We start from the raw sequence: 22,521 nt of genomic DNA, 5'->3' as shown, positions 1-22,521 counted from the left end.
ATCAATAACTCCGGTTACGCCGGGCGAACGCCCGCAGCAAGCAGTGCCTGCTCAAATTTATCCAGGAAGATTTTCAGCTCTTCGTCGCTGATCAGCAGAGACGGCAGCAGACGCAGAACGATACCGTTACGGCCGCCGCGCTCCAGAATCAGACCGGCTTCGAAGCACTTCTTCTGAATCAGCGCAGACAGCTCGCCGTCGCCCGGGAAGCAGCCCATGTGGTCAGCGGCTTCGTGTGGTTTAACGATCTCAATACCGATCATCATGCCCAGACCGCGCACGTGGCCGATGACAGGATAGCGTTTCGCCATCTCTTTCAGCTGGCCTTTCAGCCATTCGCCCTGTGCAGCCACTTTGCCTGCGATGTTCTGGTCTTTCAGGATTTTCAGCGTCGTCAGACCGGTTGCCATCGCCAGCTGGTTGCCGCGGAAGGTACCGGTGTGGTGACCTGGCGCCCATGCATCGAACTGCTTTTTGATACCGAGTACGGCCAGCGGCAGACCGCCACCCACTGCTTTAGACATCACGATGATGTCTGGCTCAATGCCAGCGTGTTCGAAGGCGAAGAATTTACCGGTACGGGCAAAGCCAGCCTGAACTTCGTCGAGGATCAGCAGAATGCCGTGTTCCTGAGTCACTTTACGGATGCGCTGCAGCCACTCAGCCGGAGCCGGGTTCACGCCGCCTTCGCCCTGAACGGCTTCCAGAATCACCGCTGCAGGTTTACGCACGCCGCTTTCAACGTCGTTGATCAGGTTATCGAAGTAGTAAGTCAGCGCTTTCACGCCCGCTTCACCACCGATACCCAGCGGGCAACGGTACTCGTGCGGGTAAGGCATGAACTGTACTTCTGGCATCATACCGTCAACCGCTTCTTTCGGAGACAGGTTGCCGGTCACGGACAGCGCGCCGTGGGTCATACCGTGGTAACCACCAGAGAAGCTGATGATACCGCTACGACCGGTCACTTTTTTCGCCAGCTTCAGCGCCGCTTCAACGGCGTCAGCACCGGATGGACCGGTGAACTGCAGGCAGTACTCTTTGCCCTGACCAGGCAGCAGAGAGAGCAGGTATTCAGAAAACGCGTCTTTCAGAGGCGTAGTCAGATCCAGTGTATGTAACGGCAAGCCGCTGGTAATGACATTTTGGATGCTTTTCAGCACATCAGGATGGTTATGGCCAAGCGCAAGGGTCCCCGCGCCTGCTAAACAGTCAAGGTATTCTTTATTGTCTGCATCGGTGATCCACACGCCTTCTGCTTTAGTAATTGCTAAAGGCAGTTTGCGCGGATAACTCCTGACATTAGATTCAAACTCGGCCTGACGGGCCAGATAGGTTTCGTTGCTTTTGTGGGCATCTACGGTGTCAATACGGACTTTATCCGTCATCATATCACTCCTACAACCGCCGCTTCGTTATGAGCCACGATTGAATAAAAAGTTAAAAAACAGATGGGGGCCTGAAAAAAACGCCGCCAATATAGAGCCTTTTGCCACGGGGCTCAATGGTTAATTTGTTTACTGTTTTGTGACACGGGGTTGTGGGGAGAAAATATCCCCTTTTATAAAATGAAAATTGCATTTTATGCTAAATAAAAACAGCCTGTTACAGGCTGTTTGTCCGGCGCGTAAAGTTGCAGAAAAGAGTGTGACAAAACGTGCCATCGAAAGGCAAAAAAGGAGGCTGGCTGTCTCTATTCCTGCGTCATGCGCAAAAAGCGGTGCTTATGATGAATGCACAACGGAATCACGCATTAAAAAAGGACTTTCAACGCGCATGGTGTTCTGATGCTCTTCGCCGTTAATAATATGCAAGGCGCTCAGGCGGCCAATTTCATAGTGCGGCAGTTGAACCGTAGTGAGAGGAGGCAGAAACAACTCCCCGATCCCCACCATATTGTCATAGCCGATAACCGCGACGTCTTCCGGTATGCGAAGCCCTTGCGCCAGTAGCGTCTGGTATACCATAAACGCGATACGGTCGTTGCCGCAGATAACGGAATCGAACCCGGGAATGCCATTCTGCATGTGCGCCAGCAGCACTGACGGGATATCACGATAGTGCTCATCCCCTAACGCCATATAGCTGTGCGCCAGGCTGTGCGGGTCGAGGTCCGCTTCACGGCAAGCGCGTTCCAGCCCCTGACGGCGTCGGGTTGTGGCCAAGAGTCCCGCAGGTAAATGCAGGCAGAGAGGTCGTCGATACCCCTGCGCGAGTAATGCCCGCACGGCGGTATACTGCCCCTGTTCATCATCAGGAATATAGCTGGCGACCTTTTCACCGTCACTTTCGCAATTGGCCAGCACGCAGGGAAGGGTGAGGAGTTTGGCCGGGAGAGGAACCTGACGTAACCCCATGGTGGTGTAGATAATCCCGTCAGGGCGATGAGCGAGGAGAAGGTCGACAATAGCGTCCGGGTTGTCATCGGTAAACATATTCATCACGAAGCTGTTCCAGCCGTGCATTCTGGCCGTTTCTTCAATAGATAGCGTGATGTCCACCGAGAAAGGCGTCGTTACCGTATCGAGCGCCAGTACGCCTATGGTTTTCGGCGAGGCGTGCGCGCCACGTATTTTCTTGGCGGACAGGTCAGGAACGTAGCTGGTCTGCTCGATAGCCAACTGAACGCGCGCCAGCGTCTCCGGTTTAAGACGCTCCGGGCTGTTAAGCGCGCGGGAAACCGTCATCAGCGATACGTTAGCCAGCTTTGCGACGTCCTTCAGGGAAGCCATTTTGTTACTCCGTTAGTGCTCTGTGTGAGAGGGTATACAACTAAGTCGCTGATGTAAAAGGAAGGCTGATGCCCTGATTAGGTCAAGCTGATCTCCGTGATGAATATTTGATCGCGATCTCACTCTATCAATGTTAACGTTAACTTTCGTGATTAACATCTTAAATCTTAGCCAGGCAGCGTGAGAAAGAAACAATGTTAACGTTACCATTGCGTCATTACTCCAACACGAGAATGTCATGATGAAAACGCATCGCTCTCACAGCTACCCTTTACTGAGCGCATTACTGTTTTTCTTTTTTGTCACCTGGTCATCTTCCGGCTCGTTACTCTCCATCTGGCTTCATCAGGAAGTGGGCTTAAAAGCGGGGGAAACCGGCGTTATCTATGCCGTGCTTTCCGTCTCCGCGCTTTTTGCTCAAATCTGCTATGGATTTATTCAGGACAAACTTGGCCTGCGTAAAAACCTGCTCTGGTTTCTGACCAGCCTGCTCGTTCTTTCTGGTCCGGCTTTTTTGCTGTTTGGCTATCTGCTGCAGATTAACGTGTTACTTGGCAGCATTTTCGGCGGGATTTTCATCGGCCTGACGTTTAACGGCGGGATAGGGGTACTGGAGTCCTATACCGAGCGTGTGGCCCGCCAGAGCCAGTTTGAATTCGGCAAGGCGAGGATGTGGGGATCGCTTGGCTGGGCGGCGGCAACCTTTTTTGCTGGGCTCCTGTTTAACATTAATCCAAAGCTGAACTTCGCTGTCGCGAGCTGCGCAGGGCTGGTGTTTTTTGTTTTGCTGGCGCGTCTCAGGGTCTCTTCCGCCCCGCACGCCATGCAGGAAGCGGTGTCCGGCGGTAAGGTCACTCTGGAAGATGCCTTACGCCTGCTGACGCTGCCGCGCTTCTGGGCGCTGGTATTTTTCGTTATCGGCACCTGTATTTATGGCGTTTATGACCAGCAGTTCCCGGTCTATTTCTCCTCCCAGTTCCCGACGTTACAGGAAGGAAACGCCATGTACGGCTATCTCAACTCCTTCCAGGTTTTCCTTGAGGCTGCGGGTATGTTTTGCGCCCCGTGGCTGGTGAATCGCCTCGGTGCGAAAAATGGCCTGATTTTCGCGGGAATGGTGATGGCGATGCGTATGGTGGCATCGGGCCTGGTTGAGGGGCCGGTATTGATCTCCATTACCAAGCTATTGCACGCGGTTGAACTGCCCGTTTTGCTGGTCTCAATCTTTAAATATAACAGCCTGCATTTTGATAAGCGGCTCTCTTCCACCCTCTATCTGGTGGGCTTTGCCTGTACAAGCTCGGTGATCGCCTCGGTCCTGTCGCCGCTGGCCGGTTACAGCTATGAGAAATACGGCTTTGCCCAGTCCTATCTCATTATGGGGCTGTTAGTTTTCAGCACCACGCTCATCTCCATCTTCCTGTTGCGCTCGGGTAAGTCCTCTTCTGACCCGTTAATGCCGCAACCTTCCGTTATCTGACTGAAAAGAGTAGACACATGACGTATTCCATTGCCAAAGCTGAACAGGAACTGCAGGCCAGACAAGGCAGTCTTAACCTGCGCTGGTATCCGCGTTACCACCTCGCCGCGCGTGCCGGCTGGATGAACGACCCGAATGGCCTGGTATGGTTTGACGGCTGGTATCACGCGTTTTATCAGCATCATCCATATTCGACCCAGTGGGGGCCGATGCACTGGGGCCATGCGCGGAGCAAGGATTTAGTTCGCTGGGAGCATCTCCCGGTTGCGCTGGCGCCGGAAGGGCCAGAGGACAAAGATGGCTGTTTTTCCGGATCGGCAGTAGTGGATGGCGATACGCTGGCGCTGATTTACACCGGACATAAATTCCACGGCGATCCTGATGATGAGGATAATCTCTACCAGGTGCAGTGCCTGGCCACCAGCCGTGATGGCGTCCATTTTACCCGGCAGGGAACGATCGTTGACACGCCGCCAGGCCTGCATCACTTCCGCGACCCGAAAGTGTGGCGGGAAGGGGGGGATTGGTACATGGTTGTCGGCGCGCGCGACGGCGAGACGGGCCAGGTGCGCCTGTACCGTTCTGCAGATCTGCGCGAGTGGCTGGATATGGGCGTGCTTGCGGTGGCTGAAAAAGAGATGGGCTATATGTGGGAATGCCCCGACTTTTTCACCCTCAATGGTAAACGCGTGCTGATGTTTTCGCCTCAGGGGCTGGCGGCAGAGGGATTCAAAAATCGTAATCTTTTCCAGAGCGGATACCTGCTGGGCGAGTGGCAGCCCGGCCAACCTTTTGTGCGTGAAGGGGAATTTGTGGAGATGGATCGCGGACATGATTTCTATGCGCCACAAAGTTTCCTCACGCCTGATGGCCGCCGCATCGTTATCGGCTGGCTGGACATGTGGGAATCGCCCCTGCCGGAACAGCAGGATGGCTGGGCGGGTATGCTCTCCTTACCGCGCGAGCTGACGCTTAGTGAGGATAACCGCCTGCAAATGCGGCCAGCCAGAGAAGTCGAAAGCCTGCGCGGGGCGTGGTTCCCCTGGCCGATAAGTACGCTTAATAACCAGCAAATCGTTCAGGTGGAAAGCTGCGACGCGCTGGAGGTCATTCTGCGGTGGGATTGCGCTAATAGCAGCGCGGAGCAATACGGTATTTGCCTTGGAGACGGGCTATGCGTCTATGTTGATGCGCAGATGCAGCACCTGGTGCTGGAGCGTCACTATCCGCAGTATGGCCTGTGCGGTACCCGAAGCGTCGCGCTTAACCTGAACGACACGCTAAACCTGCGTCTGTTCTTTGACAACTCGTCTGTGGAGGTGTTTGTCAATGACGGTGACGCGTGCCTTAGCAGCCGCATTTATCCTGAAGCGGGGGCTCGCGAGCTGGCGTTGTTTGCCTGGACGGGGAGTGCGTCGCTCATTGATGCCGGGGCGTGGCAGTTAGAGTAAATGGGTTACGTCAGAAAAATCCACTAAGGTCCGCAAATAATAAAGGCGACGGGTGTCGCCTTTACTATTACTTAATTTTAGTGGCGTAGCCTTCAAATCTTCCTTCTTTACTCACCGCTAATTTGCCTTTAGCGGGATAGTAAATGAAGGTATACAGCCCTTGTGAATAAACCTTTGCCTGAGGCTCGTTTTCATCCAGCGCGCCTAATACGCCGTCAACATCTAATATCTCACCTCTAATCGTAATTTTCATTCCTCCCCATTTAAAGGCGTGCGTTGATTTAGCTGCCTGAGCATGTTGTTTCGCATCTTTCTTAGCCCAGATTCCCGTACCCGCAGCGGCATCACGCGCGTTCGCCCATGCTGCATTTTGTGCGGCTTCATTGTAGGCATTCTGGCGGTTTTGCTCAGCGAGGTAGCAGGTATCTTTGCTAATCCCCTGAAGCTCGCAATCGGCCATGCGCTGAGCAGATGAAGTACACGCAGAAAGAAGGATGGCAGCACCAGCTATTAATACCGCCAGTAGTGACTTTTTCATTTCAAAAATACCTTAGATAAAATATGTACGATAGAAGGATATTTAATTGACGCAAATATAATAAGCCTGATACATACTACCTAACCATGCGCCAACGATAATAAGCATTAGGTACAATATTACGGAGATAACAATGTATTTTCTCATGCTGCTTGTTTATTAAAAACCAATCCCTACGCCGACTGAAGCACCCATGTTATTCGCGCTATCATCAGAGAAGCTCACTTTAGCAACCATATGTTCGTTAAAGTTAACAGAGGCCCCAACCGCTAAAGCGCTTTCACCGTTGTAAGTCGCCCCGCCAGCCGAGAACATTACGCGCTGATTCGTTTGCACCTGAGGTAAACCGGCCATCGCCATCGCGCCGCTGATACCTGCGTTTGCTTCCTTCTTATTATTATCGACTTCCTCATGCAGCGATTTAAATTGCTGGTTAGTGTTGTTATTCAGTGCCTGTAATGTCTGTTTGGTTGCCTGCAGCTCCTGAGCCTCGGCCATAAGAGCGTGGCTATTAGTAGCGACTTTAGCCTGTGTTGCCGTGTCTACCTGCGTTCGTGTCACGGTGGTCGTCATGCCATTTTTTCCATCTTTGCCGTCTTGACCGTCTTTACCATTCGCTCCGTCACGTCCGTTAATTCCGGCAACGCCCTGTGCACCTGTCGCGCCGGTATCGCCTTTATCACCTTTCGCACCATCTTTTCCATCTACGCCATTAGTTGGTTTTGGTGCATTCTCAAGAGCTAACAGGCGGCCATCTTGTATACCGTTAGTCGCTTCAACAGTTGCAAGGCGGCTATCTTGCACAGCGTTAACAGTTTCAATATTAGTAATTGCAGTTCCGTTAGTCAGCACGCCCTGTAACGCCGCATCACCTTTTTTATTAGCGGTATCAGCAAGGGCACCAGCTAACTTAGCGTCCTGATCGACGTTAGAAACCGTAGTTTGAAGAGAGGAAATATCAGCGGTGTTAGTGTCGATATTGCCTTTACTTACGTTAATCTCGTCTTGCATACGGTCGCGATCACCTTGCAAGTTATAGATCTGCCCGTCTTGCGTGACGTTTTCAGCTTTCATATTATCCAGATTATAAGCGGTGTTATTTGTACCCTGAATCTGAATAAAAGTACCTGTATTGTAGATATTATCTGTAAGATTTACGTTTACATCAGCTGCGTTAGCTATATTCGTTGAACCAGTGAAAATAACGCTAAGCGCAAAAACAGTCGTTTTAGTAACATTCATTTTAAAGCTCTCATCACACAAAAATTAAAAAATAAAGGCGCAATCCTGGCGGGATGTCATAACTTCTTGTTATGCGTTAATGAAATCATGGTTGGTTACTGCGATTTTGGTTTAATCGATTATTTTGTAACGCGTAATAACTATCTAATATTGTGTAATGATTAATATTGATCTAAATCATAAACGACATGAATGATTAAAGTCGCTGTATGTGGTTGTGTGGGGATTATTTCAATGTTTACATTAACTTATGATGCGCATGGTTGATGCTTGTTTTGCTGGTAAGCTATTGATTGAAGGATCAATGTTTAATAAAGATGGATGTTTTAACCAAGTGCTTATTGTTTCAAGCGAAACAAGCGATCGTAATTAATGAAAGTGAAAGTCAATGGATCACAAACTAAAAAAATTTTGTTTGTGTGGATAATTATCTCAGTGATGAATCGGGTCGTGTTTTTAGGAGGTAATGAATATGTTATAACGGATGGCGTTATATTAAAGAGATAAGAGTAATGTCTTTGCAATTATCAGAGTTGTTCTCCTCATTCCAGGTATCATAACGCAGAACCTGTAGTCCTGGACGAAGAATCGAAACCCAAAAGTGCACGCTTGCTTCAGCAGGCAACTTACCCTAATCTGGCAAAATGTAAGTTAATTCTTACCCAATGACTCGGGGTGCCCTTCTTCGTTGAAGGCTGAGAAATACCCGTATTACCTGATCTGGATAATGCCAGCGTAGTCCTGGCGATTATCCTCATATAAATCAAAAGATTATTACTCCTTTTCGTCCCGTATTGTTCAGCCGTAACACATTGAGGCTCTCCAAATGGGACACAAAGCCATACGCCACACCATTAAACGTAACGGAATCTATTACGTTCGCTTCCGTCTGCCTGATAACAAGTTTTTCCGTAAGTCGTTAGAGACTGACAGCCACACCCAGGCGCAGTTGCTCATGTCTTTTGCTTCTCCTGTAATCCCTCTGGTTCAACGTGGAACCATCCAACCGGATCACTTCGGTAAGCGTCTTTCCGAGTATGGCGATAGCCTGAAGCAGCAGAACGAACAATGGCTGGCGCAACAATTTCTTAGTGAGGAACGTCGCAATCTTCAGCCGAAAGTTGTTCAGGAATACCGCGAGGTTTTTACATATTCTGAAGATGAGGAAGAACAAACAGAAGCACAGGCAAAGGATGTGTTAACACTTGCTGGCGCATGGAACATGTACAAGCAGGAGAAGTCCAAGAACTGGACTAAGGCTATCTCACAAGCCAATGAGCGCTTTATGGAGGTTATGTTTATCGTCCTTGGTGTATCAACCAATGTAACTACGATCACCAAGCAAGACATTAAACAGGTGATGGAAGTCGTTGAAAACTTGCCTAAGCGTGTTGTGCAGCCTTATCGGTCAATGACGGTTCAGCAACTGATCGAGTGTGATGATGTGCCACCTGAAGATTTGGTTGGTGCTGAGTCTATCCACAAGCATTTGAAAATTTACAAATCGTTGTTCAAAACCTTCCTGACTGACAATAAAGATATTCTGGAGAAGTCTCCGACTGATGGAGTAGTCGCCGCACCCTCGAAAGCGAGATTTGGTGCATACAGTACAGCAGAAATGAGAAAGTTTGTGGGCTGGGCGCTCAAGCAGACTGACGGCTGGCAGAAGTGGGTTACTCTGTTGTTGGCGTATACGGGAGCCAGAAGAGGGGAGATCGCCAAGTTGGAGAAATCACAGATCAAATTTGATGAAGATAGCCAGCGGTACTATCTTCTGATCGCGGAAGGAGGGCAGGGTAAAACTGAGAACGCTACAAGGCAGGTAGTGATCCATCCCAAACTGATCGAGTTGGGTTTTCTTGATTTCGTGAATCGGCAGTGGAAAGAGAAAATCTTCTCGCCTGTGTCTGGCAAGAACATGCCGAAGATCGGCAAAGTTTTAGCAGATGTTCGAGACCAGCTTGGTATTCCTTATCTTGATGATTATGGGCAGCGGCGATTGGTGCATAGCTTCCGGCATAGTATGATTTCAGCCTGTTTAGCTGGCTGGGTTAGTAACCTAGCGCACTTGCAACAGGTGGTTGGTCACGAAAAAAGTGGGACAGGTATCACAAAGAGATACATGCATAACTTCCCATTACATACTGTATGTTATGTAATTGATAAACTTAATTGGGTCTAATGAACTAATTCAAAAATATCTTGCTGCCTAGTGTGTTTACAAGACGGTTATTGAGACAATTAGGTGCACAGCAGCGGGAAAGACTAAATAGTTTACAATCTAAATTATTACATTTAAAGGAATATCATGGCTGATTATATCAATAGTAACATTCTTAGCCAATCATACGTTCATGTAGAGCCTGAGTGGCTTGCGACAGTAAAAGGGAAAGAGAAACAAGAGGCTATTGAAAGGATAAAAAATATAATCAAACAACATGCCGAAGAGAGGATGAAGTTCTTTCTTTATGATGATGTTGATATTGATGTTTCCTTTGAAGATGGCTCTATTAAAGCTCGTATTACAGCATATGGTAGTGTTTGTGTTTTATTAAATGCTCTTACTCCAGTCGGCAATTTTGTGACAAACTATTCCTCATATAGGGAAGGAATTAAAACAATAGTTTCTGATGTGGCAAGACTTAGTGATGTTGTCAACGCAGAAGTTTTGTTCCAAACTAAATCAAGGAGTAAAAAAGAAATTATTAGAGTTGAGGCTAGGAAGGGTATTGTTGGTTCGCTTGATAATATTAATAAAAAAATAAATGAAATTAGCTATAAAACAAAAACTCACAAAAAAAATTCAGTCATGTCAATATATAATTCAATCTTGGAATTACATAAAAGCATTCTTGAATTGATGGATAATGTAAATGATGCTGATGATAAAGAACTTGTGAGAACTGCACTTATTGATGGGGTTAAAAATATTAACTTGAGGAAAGGTGCATTTGATCTGACTGACCCAATGTCTCAAAAAATACACGCTGATTTGCTACAAGAACGAAAAGAATTAGTCAGTAATCTAGAAAATTACAAATAGCTTGAGGTTCTTGTGTTAAAAATATTATTCATTTTAGTCTAAAAGAGGTTTTTATGTTAGATCAAAAAATTGTTGAGATTTCCGTATGGAGAGACCGAGAATGTAGCAATCAAATAGTTGAATTTGATTTGCCTGATTCAGTTTGCAACCAAGCTGATATTTTTCTATCTGAAGTAAATCATTTTCTGATTGATAATGAATATATTGAAAATAGTCATCCAAATTTTTTAACAAACTTAGAATTTTCAGAGGTTCTGGCAATTACATGTTCAAAAGAAATAATTTGTGATCATTACAAAGTTGATCGAGAGACAAAAGAACTCGAAAAAGTAATATCTCGATCAAGAACAATGATAATTTGTGCACGTGATAAATCTTAATAGATTGACCTTGATTGCTTATTCAGCAGAATAACAATTAAAGTTTTGTTTAAAAGTGATTTAACTTAGGGGGTGTTCTATGAAATCACGAGAGCTAAAGACTATCCATGATCTGATAATTACAAATTATCAAAAACAAGATTTAGGAAATGGCCGTTATCTGCATACTTTCCAGCCAGCAACAACTGACACTACCTATCAGTTTGAAGCCAACATTGAGGATGTAGTCATCGAAGGAGAAAGATATAATATTGGATTCACTGAGCATAATGGTATAAAGACTATTGATACATCATGTTTGTCAAAGTCATCTGTTCTAGACAAAGACTTTAGCTATCAATATGCCCGTAATATGTCTAAACAGAAACATGATGAAAATAAAGGGAAAAATGATTCAAGGGTCAAACATTCTGAGTCCGATGGCTACTATTGGGGGCGGAAATATGCTTGGCGTGAATTTGGATTAGCTCTCCCTCGAGAGGTCTTTGAGCGCTTCTTAATTGAGTGTATTGGTCATCATTATATCGAATGTCAGGTCATAACAGAAGGATATCCACAAGGTGATGATTCTATCGCTTTTTTAGATGATGGCCTAGCTGATGCCATTGATGATTTAATCCAAACTGCTGTGATTGTTAATAAAGGGCCTTATTTTAAATCACCATTATATTACGGTGGCGAAAAAAGATTTACGATTAAAGGTGTCCCTGCTATAACCGATAAAAAATGATTCATTTTAAAATCAGACTTGCTATATGACGTAAGTCTGATTTTGTCTAAAACTCGAAAAATAGTCTTCTGTATTTTCTCTGCATGAATATATCATCAAGAATGAATGTAATGTGAAAAAACATTTACCTTCGTGATTGCCACCCGGTAATGTATTTTTTTTTGATTCGATTTTCGCCTGAATTTATATTTTTGTCGTGTTCATATTGCTAGTGATTGGATTATGCAAAAGTAGAAAGGCGAGCCCAATGGCTCGCCTTTTAATACTAAATTACTAGTGTGCGCTTTTTAGACAATAGCACACTCAAAGCATATTCAAAGCCGTGTTGCGCCTCCAGACGGCATAGAGTGATATTGCAGATCCCCAACTCTCTACACAGTGCTTTACGGTTTACGACTTCCGCCGCGCCAGATACATAGACTTGACCAGCGCCGGGGATATTGATTGAAACTTTCATGTGTTACCTCAGTGTAAAAGTAAAAATGAATATAACCGGAAGAGATAACCCCCAGCCGGAGCCGGGGGAAATGTGCATTACTTCAGCTTGACGTTCAGCATGTAGTTCGGGCGCAGGTTCAGAGGAATGAAGCTCGCCTCTTGGTGAACGGTCACCATGCCGTAACGGTCAGTCATTACTTTCTGGTAGTAAGGGCTGATCACACCTTTAGCGGCAATATCCTGATTACGGGATGCTGGGCCATGTACCAGTTTGAACGGGTTACGATCTGCTGTATTGAACTTAGGAACGAACAGGCCGGAACCTTCTTCGATTTCGTAGCGGTCATCGTCCGCCAGAATGAAAGTAATGTTGCCAATGCTGAAGGAGTCATAACCCGCAGTGTTAACCGGGATCAGAGCGCCTTTTGCAGCTTCCGCCACTTTGTTGGTGATCAGGCTGGTTACTTCCGGGTGGCTCGCCAGTGCGTCATACAGATCCGGGGAGCAGAAGACAAAGAAGCGATCAAGATAAGAGCGGCTCGCGCCGTACTCTTTAACCAACATGCGGCGAATCTTCGCAAGCTGTGCATACACGTTAGCGCCTGCTGATCCGTCCAGGTCGAAACTCAGCGGATCGGCACCCATCGCCGCGCGAAAGTCGATATCACCGGCGTTAGTTTTAGCCGCTTTGGCGGACTGTTTGAACAGGGCGCGGGCCAGTGTGCTTTCGACTGTTTCCAGATGATAGTTACGCATACGGATAGCTTTATCAGCAATAACAGAGGTGATCGCCTGAGCCTGATCCGGGTTAGCCGGGCTTACCAGGCCTTGCCAGTCAGCGGTTTTTACATCCGCCTCAGTGGCGTAGTGTGGGATCTCCTGGTTACGCAGGATCGTTTTATCCATCTTGATCGCGTTAACTTCGGTGCCATAACGGGCAACCTGTTCCAGTTCGCTAACCTGAGTTTCCACAATATCCACAATCTGGGCGTTTGGAGTGGTTGAGTTAACATCTGAGAAGATACCCAGATCAGTGATCAGGTAATTACCTGCGGGTTGATCTTTGATCGCCGCTACAGTGTCCAGCTTTTCAAACTGTTTAAAATCAATAGCCATTGTGTGATTTCCTTATGCTTTGAAGTAATCGGCGTTGATAGCCAGGCGAATATCACCGGAGGCTGTCAGCGCTTCCAGTGCGGCTTTTTTGCTCGCGGCGTCTTTAGCACGTAGATAGAAATCCGTGATCACAAGGTGTCTGTCACAAATGACTAGGGTTTTAGGCTTGCCAGCGTCAGTGGCGGACATATCGGAAAGGTTAATGATCGGCTTGCCAGCGTCAGCGGCGGCAGAGTCGAACAAGGCAAAAGTTTTGCTGTCCAAGATGTCACCGCAAAAAACGTCAGCAGGCAGTGACGGGGCGGTTACTTCGGTGCGGTCAAACAGGCTGGAGGCGTAATTCACGATTACGTCGCCTTGCGTTACCGGGTAGCGCTCGGAAGTTTTCATAAAGGGTTTCCTTATGGAGGGTTTTAGACGTGGAGAGAGTCCACAGGGTGATCCGGCGTTGCACCGGATATCAGGACAGCCAGAACGGCGGGCCGGAATAGGTTGGAAGATGGGAGGCCGTGGGCTGAATAGAAGAGGGCGGCATCATGCCGCCCTTTCTAATCTGGCTCTCTCTCACCCTCGCTAGGGTAGGGAAGATGCAACACATCTTTTTTGTGGTCACTCACCCGCCAGCGTCACGGGAGCAACCGCCAGCCGATAGGCAAATAACCACAAAAAAGAACCCGGAAAGGAGAGACCGGGAGAAGGCAATGTAACTTACTGTCTGATCACTTGTTTTCCTGTGTAGCCTCAGAGCCTTACATGATTTGCTTTCATGGTTCAGCAAAGAAGCCACAGAGGAAAACGGGACGCAACCAACGCCCCGGAAACCATCGACACAAATCAACAGTTTATCGTTGAGACCAGGTAACCAGCCCGGCCCAACTGTGACCCCGTGGAGGGTCGCTACAATCGAGGAGATCGCTTGTATTCTGAATAGCCGCAGTTAGCGACGCTTTAGAATAGGGCCTGTGGCGCAAGCCCTATGATTAGAGGCGTTTTGAATCGTAGGAGAAACTACAATCGGCGGAACTTGAGGAGAGGAGAGGACCGCACACAAAGCATTCTGGCAAGTGGAGTTGAAAGAACACTTTGGGTGAGGGCCGGGGCGGGGGAGAAGTCCGCCCGGCTCACTCAGTACAGACCCACAGGGGCTGGCTAAAGCACACGTTAATGAAAGTTCTGTACAGGTGCGGGGCGGTAAGCTGCAAAACGGCGATTTCCAGATCTCGATTCGACATACTCACCACATCCCACACCATGTATAATAGTTTAACACGAATGATTATCATTTGCAATAAAAATTAATTGCATTGTGTTGTTTGGTGTGATATGTGAGATCATGGGTAGATCTGGCGGCTGGTACAGGAGAGCCACACAGAAGAGGGGCGGAAGCATCCCACAGGGGCCACAGGAGAGCCTCCACGGGGTTTTAATGGGGTAAGATGATAAATGACCTTGCCACAGTGGCGGACGCGCTGGAGAGCCTTACAGGAGGTTGTAGAGGATAGAGGGATTATTGATTGATAATTGAACAGGTGAGTCTAATTAATTTTAATTGACAGACTATAAAGATCATGTTATTTGCGTGTGCCTACGCACTCACGCCCGCGCCTTCGCGCATACCCACGCGTCTTTTAAATAAAATATTTTTATTATAATCGTTCAATCGGACTTTGACAAGTCCTCTTTCACTCTTAAATAAAAGATCTTTTATATAATATATATCGTTCAATAATTAATCGCTTAGGCTCTTAATTATTTCACTCATATATTATCACCATTAAAACCTTCTCGGCCTGATCGGCCTTACCAGGTTTTAGGCCGGGGGCCTGTTCCCACAGTGTGGAGTCTCGCCCGTGTGGCTCACTCCAGGGGAGGGGTCATATTGGACCCGGTAGGGGGTTCACATTGGACCCGGTAGGGGGTTCACATTGGACCCCAATAATACTAATCATAAGACTAACCCATAACACTAACCCCAGGAGCCAGGTCAAGATCTTTTAAGGGAGTGTTGGGAAATCGTAGATTGATTGGTAAGAGACTGATCTCTTTAAGCGTCCTACAGACGCGCCTCTTTGGCAGCGCTCGCACCAGCGAGCAAGACCCCTTTGGAACACCGCACGTTGTAAGGTGACCTCTGGGCGGCGGGGTGGGGGTCCCCCGGCCCGGTACAGCGTACAGAACCACAAGCAGCAGGAACCCACCTAAACGCGCCGCTGTGGCGCTCTCCCATACGTAGACAAGGAAAGACCCTATAAACGCCCTCCGGCGCTCTGAGAGCTTTACAGCGGCTTTCTATGCCTCTAGCACAATAAACAACTGAGCGCAAGATAAATCAAGAAAGTTGTTGCGAATCATTGTCAAATAGTGTAAAATAGATACTGTGATGAGGCATTTAATCGAATATATAGATCCCAATCATACTATAACCCACCCGAAAGGAGATTGCAATGAGTGTTTACCTCGATGTTGAAAAATTGGTTGAACGTGTAGATCAGCGTGACCTGACCCGTAAGACCCTGACAGAAACCCGTAGCCGAATGAAAGCCGCCGGACGTATGGGAGAAGTTGAAGCGATTACGCAGGCCCTTGAACTGACCAAATCAAAAGCATCCGGCGTCATGCGACAGTCTCAACGTATCGCTGCAAAGGTCACCGAGATGGACGCAGAGAAAGCACTTGAAGTTAAAGCAGCCGTTTCGCTGTTCGCTTCCAAGTCTACAGACATGCAAGCCTCCATTGTGCTGGCGTTCCAATCCCTCTTTGAGGCTAAAGGCGTCCCGATGGAATACGACGAAGTGATGGCCTTTATCATGCTGCAAGCGGCGGATCAGTTTGAGCGTATCACCGGAGAGTTGCCCGTTATCGTTCACTAATTATTCATTTACTTTTTGGAGAGGAAACAATGAGCAAATATCAGCCTTATGCAGATCTGAGTGATTCCCCTGTGTTGTCAGCGTATGCACAGCAGACGATCAACCAGTTGGACCCAACCCTGTACGATGACATTTACGAAATGTTGAAGCAGGTTAGCCCCTCCAAATTGGTGACGATTGGCAACCCGGCGATCACCGCCCCGGCGTCATGGTGGGGTGATTGGTTCGGCCTCAACCTCACCGCTGAAGACATCGCAGAATTAAAGGAGATTGACTTATGAAAATCGACTTTCCGAAAGAGCAAGCCGATCAGCTGTATGCACTGGTAAGGGCGGGCGGTGGCGCTCCCCATACTATCGTTAAACAGGCGTTAGCCGCCTACCTTGAAAACCACCCTCTTTTAGTCGCTTCCGCAGAAGGAAAACAGCAAGATGACCACAGCAAGTAACGGATTTGTAATGTTGGCTAATGACCTTCTGAATATTGAGAAGGTCGCCGGGAAGACTTTCACCGGGAACATGAAGATCATTTATAGCCTGATCCAAGGCTTTGAGAAAAACGGGCAGATCGCCTATTTCTCCCGCGCCACTCTGGAGCGTTATCTCGGGGCCTCCCGCTCTACTGTGAAGCGACTTGTAAACGAGATGGTAGAGATCGGACTGATCCAAAAGGTGGAGAGAAAGCAGGGCGAAACGATAGAGTGGCGCACCTGCCCGATCACCCCGGAAATGGTGGGAACCCCTGAAGCCGCCAAACCTGAAGTAACCAAACCAACCGCAGCATCCCAACCGAAGGAGACCGTAGAGAATGCAGGAACTAACCAGCCTGGAATTGTTAAGTGTGGATCTGACAGCGTACATAGAAGCCGCCCGGCGTCGTCTGGAGTTGCTCCTGTGGACCACAGCGGGGGCGCTGTTCGTCCCGCTCCTGTCCCTGTGCCAGTAGAGCAGGGGGCCGCAAACGATGATTTACGCAACCCTGTTATTAATTTTGTGGCTGGCTCTAATGTGATGATGGTCAACGGCTTGCCTGTTGAATATCTGGAGCCAGAAGAAAGCGCCATTGATCAGTTTGGCGATGCTTTTTAAAAATCTGCAATTGATTTCCCACAAATAACACTCTACACAAAACCCCCGCGCTTTACAACCCTCTGGAGACTCTCGCATGAATGAATTTATTACAACCAAATTCAAAGCCTTATCCTCTGAGGAAGAGGCCGCAGTTAACGCACTGGCTGAGAAATTGGCAGCAAACAAGCCCCGCCGGATCATGGATGAGAGCCACTTAACCCCGGATCAAATCCTGAAGATCAAGCGGGCCTGTATTCAGGGCCACAGCGCTAAAGCCATCCAAGTGGCGTTTAATGTGTCACTGGCTTACGTCCTGAAAGTAAAGCGCAACCACAACCCGCAGAAGTACCAAAAGACCCCGCTAACTTTGGCTGAAAAAGGCGTTATGGCTAAACAGATGGAAGCCGACGGCCTGAGCCTCTCCAAAATGGCGGAACTTCTGGGGATTAACAGTAAGATGGTCTCCCTACTTCTTACCCAACCTTCACCCCGTTACCTGGTGGAGCAAATGCTCCCGTATGACCAAGTTTTGCAGAATCTACGCAGCGCCCGCTATGTAGAAAACCCTGTATACAAAGAGGGGACGAATAAGCGCCGTGTGCGTCTAATCGTTTCTGAAGCACGTCAGCAGACCCGCCAGGCAATCATTAAATCCCGGTAATTATGCCCAACCCAACGGAATGGGGTCTAAAGGATTATTTAGGCTCCAAACTGGTTAAGCGTCAGACAAGACTCTCTAACTTTCTCGCCTCACTCCTCTATATCCCCTTTAAGCCCGCCTCCCTCCTCCTGTGGGGTGTGGTACTCACTTTCATTATAAGGACCCTCTCACATGGAAGCATTTAAGAACCTCCTTAATCAGTTGGAAATTCAACAGGCGGAGCAACGCCAGCGGGAAGCCGAAGAGGCAACCAAACAGAACGAACTCCGCAAGGCACAGGCCGATCTGTCACTGGATGAGGCTATCGCTTTGTACTCCACACAGTTGGAAGCCTCCACCGGGGCCGCAGACAGCGCCCAGAAGGGCCGCGCCATTAAGAGCCGGGGAATTGCTCTGTGTCACAAGGATCAGGGATTCAGCGCCAACGGTCGCCCGGTCTCTCTCCTGACCAAATCCGCAGACCTGCCAGCAGGTCACCGCCGGGTAATCATCAACAAGGCAGCAGGGCGCACCCTGAAGGCTATCAATCTGGAAGGGGCTGAATAATGGCAAGTGGAAACGTGATCATTACGTCTACAGTAAACAAGACCCGTTTTACGGTAGATGGGGCAAGCTACAAAAAGACGGTTGACCGTATCAAACAGGTGGGGAAAGAGTGGGACAAAGTAGCGTCCAGGATGAAACCGCTACGCCTCAAATTTGAGGAAAACGCCTACACCAAGATCCGCCGCAAACAGCAGGACGCCGCCGCAAAAGCAGCACTGGCAGAAGCCAAAGCCAAAGCGGCAGCAGACGCCAAAGCAGCCAAAGCACAGATCGCAGCGGAGCGTAAGATCCAGACAATCCGCGCTAAAGCCATCCGCTTTAATACCGCAGCGGCTAACGCTAACGTGACCCCGGCCCAACGTGCTGGACACCTCCAGGAGTTTGGGCAGCTTACCCGCCAGTATCACGCCGGGTCTATGGCATTGCAGGAATATAATGCCCGTGTGTCACGCCTTCAACAAACCATGCGCCAACAAGGCCGGGTAGGCATGAGGGGAGCAACAATCCCGGTAACCGCCAAAGTAAACAAACTGGATACTAGCATGATCGAGGGTGCAGGCGGAGCGATCACCATTGCCGCAACTGTGGCTTTGAGTGGCAAGATCATGAATACCGGACAGGATTTTGAATCCGCTTTGTCTGGTCTGACAGCGATTACCGGTTCCACAGATAAAGCCGCTAAAGAGTTTGATTATCTCCGTGATCAGTCCAATCGTCTGGGCCTAGACCTCCTGAAAACCTCAAAGGATTACACTCAATTTGCCGCCGCTGTTGGGGATAAACTCCCTAAAGACCAGATGCGATCCATCTTTGAGGGTGCAAGTGAGTGGGGCCTTGTAACTGGAGCTGACGCCGACGCACAAAGCCGCGCTTTGAAAGCACTTAACCAGATGATGTCTAAAGGCACGGTAATGAGTGAAGAACTCAAAGGCCAATTGTCTGAAGCTCTCCCGGGCGCAGTGGGGCTGTTCGTTAAGGCTCTTAACCAGATGAAAGGCCGTACAGACCTGACAGAAAAGGATCTGTTTGACCTGATGCAACAAGGGAAGCTGTTCTCTAAGGACATCCTCCCGGAAGTGGCTAAACAGATGAAAGCCGCAGCCCGTAACGGCGGCGCTCTGGATAAGGCTATGAAGTCCAACCGGGCAAGCTGGCAGCGCCTGCAAACCAGTATGCAGAACGCGATGAACATCTTCTTTACTTCTGGCTTCGGCAACGAATTAACCAGCGCTTTCGACGCTATCAGTGCCGCTGTTAACGGTTCTGGTGGGGCCTTTGAGATGTTCGGGCATATCGCCGGGAAAATCGTTGAGGGTGCCACTGATGCGTTTACAGAGTTGCACGACACTGTGATCCTCACTTTCCGCATTATCGAGTATTACGCCGCTAAGATGGGGATCACTGGTGAGCAGCTTAAATCTTGGGGAGAAATGGCAGCATACGCCGCAGGGGTGGCTCTGTTCGCTGGTTCTATCTGGAAGTTGGGCGGGGCCTTTAAGTGGTTGTTGACCATGCTCAATCCGCTAACTAAATTGCTGGGGGTCATGAAAGGGATCGCCGCTATTGGTGGCATTGAAGCCGCTACAACTGGCGGATCTGGTGGGGAAGGTAAAGACAAGCCAAACAAACCGGGCCGGGGTCCGAAAGTTGGCAAGGTAGGCGGCGCGGCGGCTCTCTCCGGCGGTCCTGTTGGCTGGGGAATTGCGATCGGTTCGGTAGGCGGGGATTATGCCTGGGATAAAGTCATGGACGTTAACGACGCCATGTATGGGCAGGACACCACCGCCGGGGGCAACCTGAAGAAAGATAGCCCGCTGGGTAAACTGTGGGATTTCCTCCATAGTCCAGACCTTCCGACTAATCCAGACTTTGCCAAACCAGCAGATAAAACAGGGTGGGTTAGTTCTTACTCCAATCCTGGTTATGTACCTCCTACGCCGACGATTACAGCGCCAAAGCTTAAAGTTGATATGGCAGGTAATCCACTGATGAAGCCGCCAGCGTGGCTAAACCAGCCGCTAAACGTGAACGTTAATGTGAAAGTGCAGGATGGGCAGGTTAGGGATTTGGTACGCTCTGAAGTTGAGAACAATAACCAGCACGCTTTCAATATGCTGATGCAGGGCGGACAGTAACCGCCCATACAAAAAAGGCTCCCCTAGTGGGAGCCTTTTCTCTTTTATAATTCCTAATATCCGGGCTTTTCATAACAGATCCTCTATTGAATATTTATCACTGAAATCATCTACTTTGCGTTGTGTGGCCCCAATGTAATGGAGCGTACTGGATAACGATTTGTGCCCCAATGCCTTACTGATTACGGCTATATCCTCCCCATTGTCATATCCGATAGTTGGTTTACTCTTCCTCATGCTGTGGGTCGAAAGATTCAGCCCCAGCTTTTCCCCGGCGTAGCTAATTTCCTCATGCAATTTGGAGCGGCTCACAGGCTTTCCCTTGCTCCTGTGGCTGTCCAACTGTAAGAGGTACACATGATCAGGGTTCGCCTCTCTCCGGGCCGCTATGATTCGTTTAGCGGTATCGGTGAGCCTCACCCGGATAGATTCCCCCGTTTTCTGTTGGGACAGGGCAAGGTGATCACCTTTAATGTCGTCATAACGGATTGACCGCAGATCCGACACCCTCAGCATTAATTCATAACCCAGCAACCAGGCGTCACGGTACAGCGTCAGCCCCTTGCCCTGTTTGAGTAGCTCAACCGCTACCGCTTTCACTTCCTGAACTGATTTACAACCCTCTACGAAATTCATTATGTACCCTCCAGATCCTAGCTGTGATTAATTCTTGATCAAAAACAAGCGCTTGTAAACGACAAAAATGATTAATTTTAAGATGTGTCTTTTGAGTGAATTAAATCGGGTTTAATCGCGTTTAATGGCAAAGTAATGACCCAGCAGGGGAGGTAATGGGCTGTTTAAGTAGGTAAATGATGGTTACTTAATATACTATTACCACAGGCCGGATAAGGTGATGTGGCTCCCTCAGCGCTTTTAAGCTACTGTATTTGTGGGCAATTAATTATCATTTCGTTATAGTGTTGCCTGGCAAATTTTCAATTTACCCTCAAGAAAAAATCCCCAGCTTTTTTATTCCCACATGATAATCAATATCACTTGCAAACGATAGTTATTCTCAATACAAGCCGGGTCGAAAGCCTTCGCCCCTCAGAGGGTCTATGTAGGCCCGCTCTCTGTATGCGCCTGTGGCGCTACCACTCTCAACCCTGTGGGTTTGTATGGCTTGCCACAAGATAACGCGCCACAGGCGCACAGGGGAGGCGGACGCCTCCAGGGTGGCCCGGCTGGGCCACTGGTCCACAGGGTAAAGCAACAGAATGGTATTGTGTTGTTATTAAGTAATTGAGAATAAAGGGTTATCTGAGCGAGCGCACTGTAAGAGCGGAAGGTTGGACAATGTTTGACCAGAATGCAGGCCATCCGGTAGGGAGTGCCCCCAGATATTTGGCGAAAATACTCTCATCACCCGGGGCCTCAGATCGAGGGGCCTAGCAACAATATCCAAACTCCCAGATATTTTCCCACCCAACTGGAAGGAATCCGCCCCTATTTTCTGTTCGTGTATAAGTTAGGCTGAGGGAGGCTTGCCAGTGTACACCCCCTGGATTTGGTGATCTGTTAAGTTATTGATTTTGATCGATTTTAGATCAATCATCCGTTGGCGGGAATACCCCCACCCAGACGGATGGCACACAATGAATAACGATAAGTCAAACCACCCTAAACACTTCCAATACTTGGGCCGCATGGTCACTGTTTACCCTACACACATCATTATTGATGGTATAAAGATCAGCCGTTCCCGTCTTTCCTTTGCATTCCAATTGGAATTGGCAAAAGCACTTCGACTGCATGAAGAAAGCGTATGCAGAAAATAGATTCCATTTAAATCATCACGATTGAAATTATTTTCTTAAGCCGCCTTATGGGCGGTTTTTTTGTGCCCGCCATTTATCTGTGGGACACAACGTGAGACACAAACTGGGACACAGAGGATTTTTTAGGGTTGAGTCTTTGGCTTCCCGCTGGCATGATCCAGAACAGGGATTAACGGGACGTTAATCGCAAGCTTTTGATTTTGTAGTACATGACTCGGGGTGCCCTTCTTTGTGAAGGCTGAGAAATACCCGTATTACCTGATCTGGATAATGCCAGCGTAGGGAAGTCAGATGCCTTCCTGGTCATC

20 protein-coding genes and 2 riboswitches are annotated in these 22,521 nt (G+C 48.5%); of the genes, 13 read left to right on the top strand and 7 right to left on the bottom strand.

What is annotated here, in order from left to right; genetic code table 11:
* Positions 1-14: 14 nt before the first annotated feature.
* Together DFO52_RS05105 and DFO52_RS05100 are read right to left on the bottom strand one after the other, a co-directional pair.
* Positions 15-1,391: a diaminobutyrate--2-oxoglutarate transaminase gene (locus DFO52_RS05105; protein ID WP_014884533.1), complete on the bottom strand. Its 1,377-nt coding sequence runs from the start codon at positions 1,389-1,391 to the stop codon at positions 15-17.
* A 333-nt stretch (positions 1,392-1,724) separates the two neighbouring features.
* On the bottom strand, positions 1,725-2,732 hold the full coding sequence (locus tag DFO52_RS05100; RefSeq protein WP_133549585.1) for a LacI family DNA-binding transcriptional regulator: 1,008 nt from the start codon (positions 2,730-2,732) through the stop codon (positions 1,725-1,727).
* Positions 2,733-2,970: 238 nt separating this feature from the next.
* Between DFO52_RS05100 and DFO52_RS05095 the strand changes: the two genes are divergently transcribed.
* Together DFO52_RS05095 and DFO52_RS05090 are read left to right on the top strand one after the other, a co-directional pair.
* The gene (locus DFO52_RS05095) at positions 2,971-4,212 is read left to right on the top strand and encodes an MFS transporter (protein ID WP_133549583.1); all 1,242 of its coding nucleotides are present in this window, start codon (positions 2,971-2,973) and stop codon (positions 4,210-4,212) included.
* Positions 4,213-4,229: 17 nt separating this feature from the next.
* Positions 4,230-5,663, top strand: a complete 1,434-nt coding sequence (locus tag DFO52_RS05090) for a glycoside hydrolase family 32 protein (RefSeq protein ID WP_133549581.1) — start codon at positions 4,230-4,232, stop codon at positions 5,661-5,663.
* 67 nt (positions 5,664-5,730) lie between these two features.
* Here DFO52_RS05090 and DFO52_RS05085 read toward each other — a convergent pair whose 3' ends face one another.
* Together DFO52_RS05085 and DFO52_RS23260 are read right to left on the bottom strand one after the other, a co-directional pair.
* Positions 5,731-6,201, bottom strand: coding sequence for a hypothetical protein (locus DFO52_RS05085; protein WP_133549576.1), 471 nt, complete (start codon positions 6,199-6,201; stop codon positions 5,731-5,733).
* Positions 6,202-6,360: 159 nt separating this feature from the next.
* A complete protein-coding gene (locus DFO52_RS23260) occupies positions 6,361-7,443 on the bottom strand; it encodes a YadA C-terminal domain-containing protein (protein ID WP_230478695.1) in 1,083 nt (360 codons plus the stop codon).
* A 661-nt stretch (positions 7,444-8,104) separates the two neighbouring features.
* Positions 8,105-8,202: riboswitch (TPP riboswitch) on the top strand.
* Positions 8,203-8,269: 67 nt separating this feature from the next.
* Between DFO52_RS23260 and DFO52_RS05075 the strand changes: the two genes are divergently transcribed.
* From DFO52_RS05075 to DFO52_RS05060, 4 genes are all read left to right on the top strand, one after another.
* On the top strand, positions 8,270-9,625 hold the full coding sequence (locus DFO52_RS05075; protein WP_097755984.1) for a tyrosine-type recombinase/integrase: 1,356 nt from the start codon (positions 8,270-8,272) through the stop codon (positions 9,623-9,625).
* 126 nt (positions 9,626-9,751) lie between these two features.
* Positions 9,752-10,486 (top strand): hypothetical protein, encoded by a 735-nt coding sequence (locus DFO52_RS05070; protein ID WP_133549574.1) that lies wholly within the window; start codon positions 9,752-9,754, stop codon positions 10,484-10,486.
* 53 nt (positions 10,487-10,539) lie between these two features.
* The gene (locus tag DFO52_RS05065) at positions 10,540-10,866 is read left to right on the top strand and encodes a hypothetical protein (RefSeq protein WP_133549572.1); all 327 of its coding nucleotides are present in this window, start codon (positions 10,540-10,542) and stop codon (positions 10,864-10,866) included.
* Between the two features lie 79 nt (positions 10,867-10,945).
* Positions 10,946-11,596, top strand: a complete 651-nt coding sequence (locus DFO52_RS05060; protein ID WP_045444892.1) for a hypothetical protein — start codon at positions 10,946-10,948, stop codon at positions 11,594-11,596.
* A 534-nt stretch (positions 11,597-12,130) separates the two neighbouring features.
* On the opposite strand, the gene DFO52_RS05050 is transcribed toward DFO52_RS05060, so the two are convergent.
* Together DFO52_RS05050 and DFO52_RS05045 are read right to left on the bottom strand one after the other, a co-directional pair.
* Positions 12,131-13,150 (bottom strand): major capsid protein, encoded by a 1,020-nt coding sequence (locus tag DFO52_RS05050; RefSeq protein WP_133549570.1) that lies wholly within the window; start codon positions 13,148-13,150, stop codon positions 12,131-12,133.
* A gap of 12 nt (positions 13,151-13,162) precedes the next feature.
* Positions 13,163-13,540, bottom strand: a complete 378-nt coding sequence (locus tag DFO52_RS05045; RefSeq protein WP_133549569.1) for a hypothetical protein — start codon at positions 13,538-13,540, stop codon at positions 13,163-13,165.
* Between the two features lie 2,054 nt (positions 13,541-15,594).
* Here DFO52_RS05045 and DFO52_RS05040 point away from each other — a divergent pair.
* The 7 genes from DFO52_RS05040 to DFO52_RS05015 all read left to right on the top strand — a co-directional run bounded on the left by DFO52_RS05040 (position 15,595) and on the right by DFO52_RS05015 (position 20,432).
* Positions 15,595-16,020: a hypothetical protein gene (locus DFO52_RS05040; RefSeq protein WP_129344877.1), complete on the top strand. Its 426-nt coding sequence runs from the start codon at positions 15,595-15,597 to the stop codon at positions 16,018-16,020.
* A gap of 29 nt (positions 16,021-16,049) precedes the next feature.
* Entirely contained in the window at positions 16,050-16,301 is a 252-nt protein-coding gene (locus DFO52_RS05035; RefSeq protein ID WP_133549567.1) for a hypothetical protein, read from the top strand.
* Positions 16,298-16,468 carry a hypothetical protein gene (locus DFO52_RS23080; protein ID WP_001353113.1) on the top strand — a complete coding sequence of 57 codons (171 nt, stop codon included), beginning with the start codon at positions 16,298-16,300 and terminating at the stop codon, positions 16,466-16,468. The genes DFO52_RS05035 and DFO52_RS23080 overlap by 4 nt, the downstream gene beginning before the upstream one ends.
* Positions 16,452-17,108: a helix-turn-helix domain-containing protein gene (locus tag DFO52_RS05030; protein WP_129344873.1), complete on the top strand. Its 657-nt coding sequence runs from the start codon at positions 16,452-16,454 to the stop codon at positions 17,106-17,108. The genes DFO52_RS23080 and DFO52_RS05030 overlap by 17 nt, the downstream gene beginning before the upstream one ends.
* A gap of 76 nt (positions 17,109-17,184) precedes the next feature.
* Positions 17,185-17,751 (top strand): hypothetical protein, encoded by a 567-nt coding sequence (locus tag DFO52_RS05025; protein ID WP_043135125.1) that lies wholly within the window; start codon positions 17,185-17,187, stop codon positions 17,749-17,751.
* A gap of 171 nt (positions 17,752-17,922) precedes the next feature.
* A complete protein-coding gene (locus DFO52_RS05020; RefSeq protein ID WP_097755981.1) occupies positions 17,923-18,297 on the top strand; it encodes a hypothetical protein in 375 nt (124 codons plus the stop codon).
* Complete coding sequence (locus tag DFO52_RS05015; protein ID WP_243737937.1) at positions 18,297-20,432, top strand: tape measure protein; 2,136 nt, start codon at positions 18,297-18,299, stop codon at positions 20,430-20,432. Before DFO52_RS05020 ends, DFO52_RS05015 begins: the two co-directional genes overlap by 1 nt.
* 69 nt (positions 20,433-20,501) lie before the next feature.
* Here DFO52_RS05015 and DFO52_RS05005 read toward each other — a convergent pair whose 3' ends face one another.
* Positions 20,502-21,068: a tyrosine-type recombinase/integrase gene (locus DFO52_RS05005; protein WP_097755980.1), complete on the bottom strand. Its 567-nt coding sequence runs from the start codon at positions 21,066-21,068 to the stop codon at positions 20,502-20,504.
* A 1,350-nt stretch (positions 21,069-22,418) separates the two neighbouring features.
* A riboswitch (TPP riboswitch) is annotated at positions 22,419-22,515 on the top strand.
* The last annotated feature ends 6 nt before the right edge of the window (positions 22,516-22,521 follow it).

It is taken from the genome of Enterobacter sp. AG326 (genome assembly GCF_004362415.1).
GTDB classification, from domain to species: Bacteria; Pseudomonadota; Gammaproteobacteria; order Enterobacterales; family Enterobacteriaceae; genus Enterobacter; species Enterobacter asburiae.
The sequence above is the reverse complement of the archived record's forward strand: the minus strand, read 5'-3'. Positions and strand labels throughout refer to the sequence as shown.

What these genes read in the sequence shown, in the direction of transcription:
- DFO52_RS05060 (WP_045444892.1), top strand. Translation starts at nt 10,946, where the DNA reads ATGAAATCACGAGAGCTAAAGACTATCCATGATCTGATAATTACAAAT.
- DFO52_RS05105 (WP_014884533.1), bottom strand. Translation starts at nt 1,391, where the DNA reads ATGATGACGGATAAAGTCCGTATTGACACCGTAGATGCCCACAAAAGC.
- DFO52_RS05040 (WP_129344877.1), top strand. Translation starts at nt 15,595, where the DNA reads ATGAGTGTTTACCTCGATGTTGAAAAATTGGTTGAACGTGTAGATCAG.
- DFO52_RS05050 (WP_133549570.1), bottom strand. Translation starts at nt 13,150, where the DNA reads ATGGCTATTGATTTTAAACAGTTTGAAAAGCTGGACACTGTAGCGGCG.
- DFO52_RS05095 (WP_133549583.1), top strand. Translation starts at nt 2,971, where the DNA reads ATGATGAAAACGCATCGCTCTCACAGCTACCCTTTACTGAGCGCATTA.
- DFO52_RS05090 (WP_133549581.1), top strand. Translation starts at nt 4,230, where the DNA reads ATGACGTATTCCATTGCCAAAGCTGAACAGGAACTGCAGGCCAGACAA.
- DFO52_RS23080 (WP_001353113.1), top strand. Translation starts at nt 16,298, where the DNA reads ATGAAAATCGACTTTCCGAAAGAGCAAGCCGATCAGCTGTATGCACTG.
- DFO52_RS05025 (WP_043135125.1), top strand. Translation starts at nt 17,185, where the DNA reads ATGAATGAATTTATTACAACCAAATTCAAAGCCTTATCCTCTGAGGAA.
- DFO52_RS05035 (WP_133549567.1), top strand. Translation starts at nt 16,050, where the DNA reads ATGAGCAAATATCAGCCTTATGCAGATCTGAGTGATTCCCCTGTGTTG.
- DFO52_RS05075 (WP_097755984.1), top strand. Translation starts at nt 8,270, where the DNA reads ATGGGACACAAAGCCATACGCCACACCATTAAACGTAACGGAATCTAT.
- DFO52_RS05100 (WP_133549585.1), bottom strand. Translation starts at nt 2,732, where the DNA reads ATGGCTTCCCTGAAGGACGTCGCAAAGCTGGCTAACGTATCGCTGATG.
- DFO52_RS05070 (WP_133549574.1), top strand. Translation starts at nt 9,752, where the DNA reads ATGGCTGATTATATCAATAGTAACATTCTTAGCCAATCATACGTTCAT.
- DFO52_RS05005 (WP_097755980.1), bottom strand. Translation starts at nt 21,068, where the DNA reads ATGAATTTCGTAGAGGGTTGTAAATCAGTTCAGGAAGTGAAAGCGGTA.
- DFO52_RS05045 (WP_133549569.1), bottom strand. Translation starts at nt 13,540, where the DNA reads ATGAAAACTTCCGAGCGCTACCCGGTAACGCAAGGCGACGTAATCGTG.
- DFO52_RS05020 (WP_097755981.1), top strand. Translation starts at nt 17,923, where the DNA reads ATGGAAGCATTTAAGAACCTCCTTAATCAGTTGGAAATTCAACAGGCG.
- DFO52_RS05015 (WP_243737937.1), top strand. Translation starts at nt 18,297, where the DNA reads ATGGCAAGTGGAAACGTGATCATTACGTCTACAGTAAACAAGACCCGT.
- DFO52_RS05030 (WP_129344873.1), top strand. Translation starts at nt 16,452, where the DNA reads ATGACCACAGCAAGTAACGGATTTGTAATGTTGGCTAATGACCTTCTG.
- DFO52_RS23260 (WP_230478695.1), bottom strand. Translation starts at nt 7,443, where the DNA reads ATGAATGTTACTAAAACGACTGTTTTTGCGCTTAGCGTTATTTTCACT.
- DFO52_RS05065 (WP_133549572.1), top strand. Translation starts at nt 10,540, where the DNA reads ATGTTAGATCAAAAAATTGTTGAGATTTCCGTATGGAGAGACCGAGAA.
- DFO52_RS05085 (WP_133549576.1), bottom strand. Translation starts at nt 6,201, where the DNA reads ATGAAAAAGTCACTACTGGCGGTATTAATAGCTGGTGCTGCCATCCTT.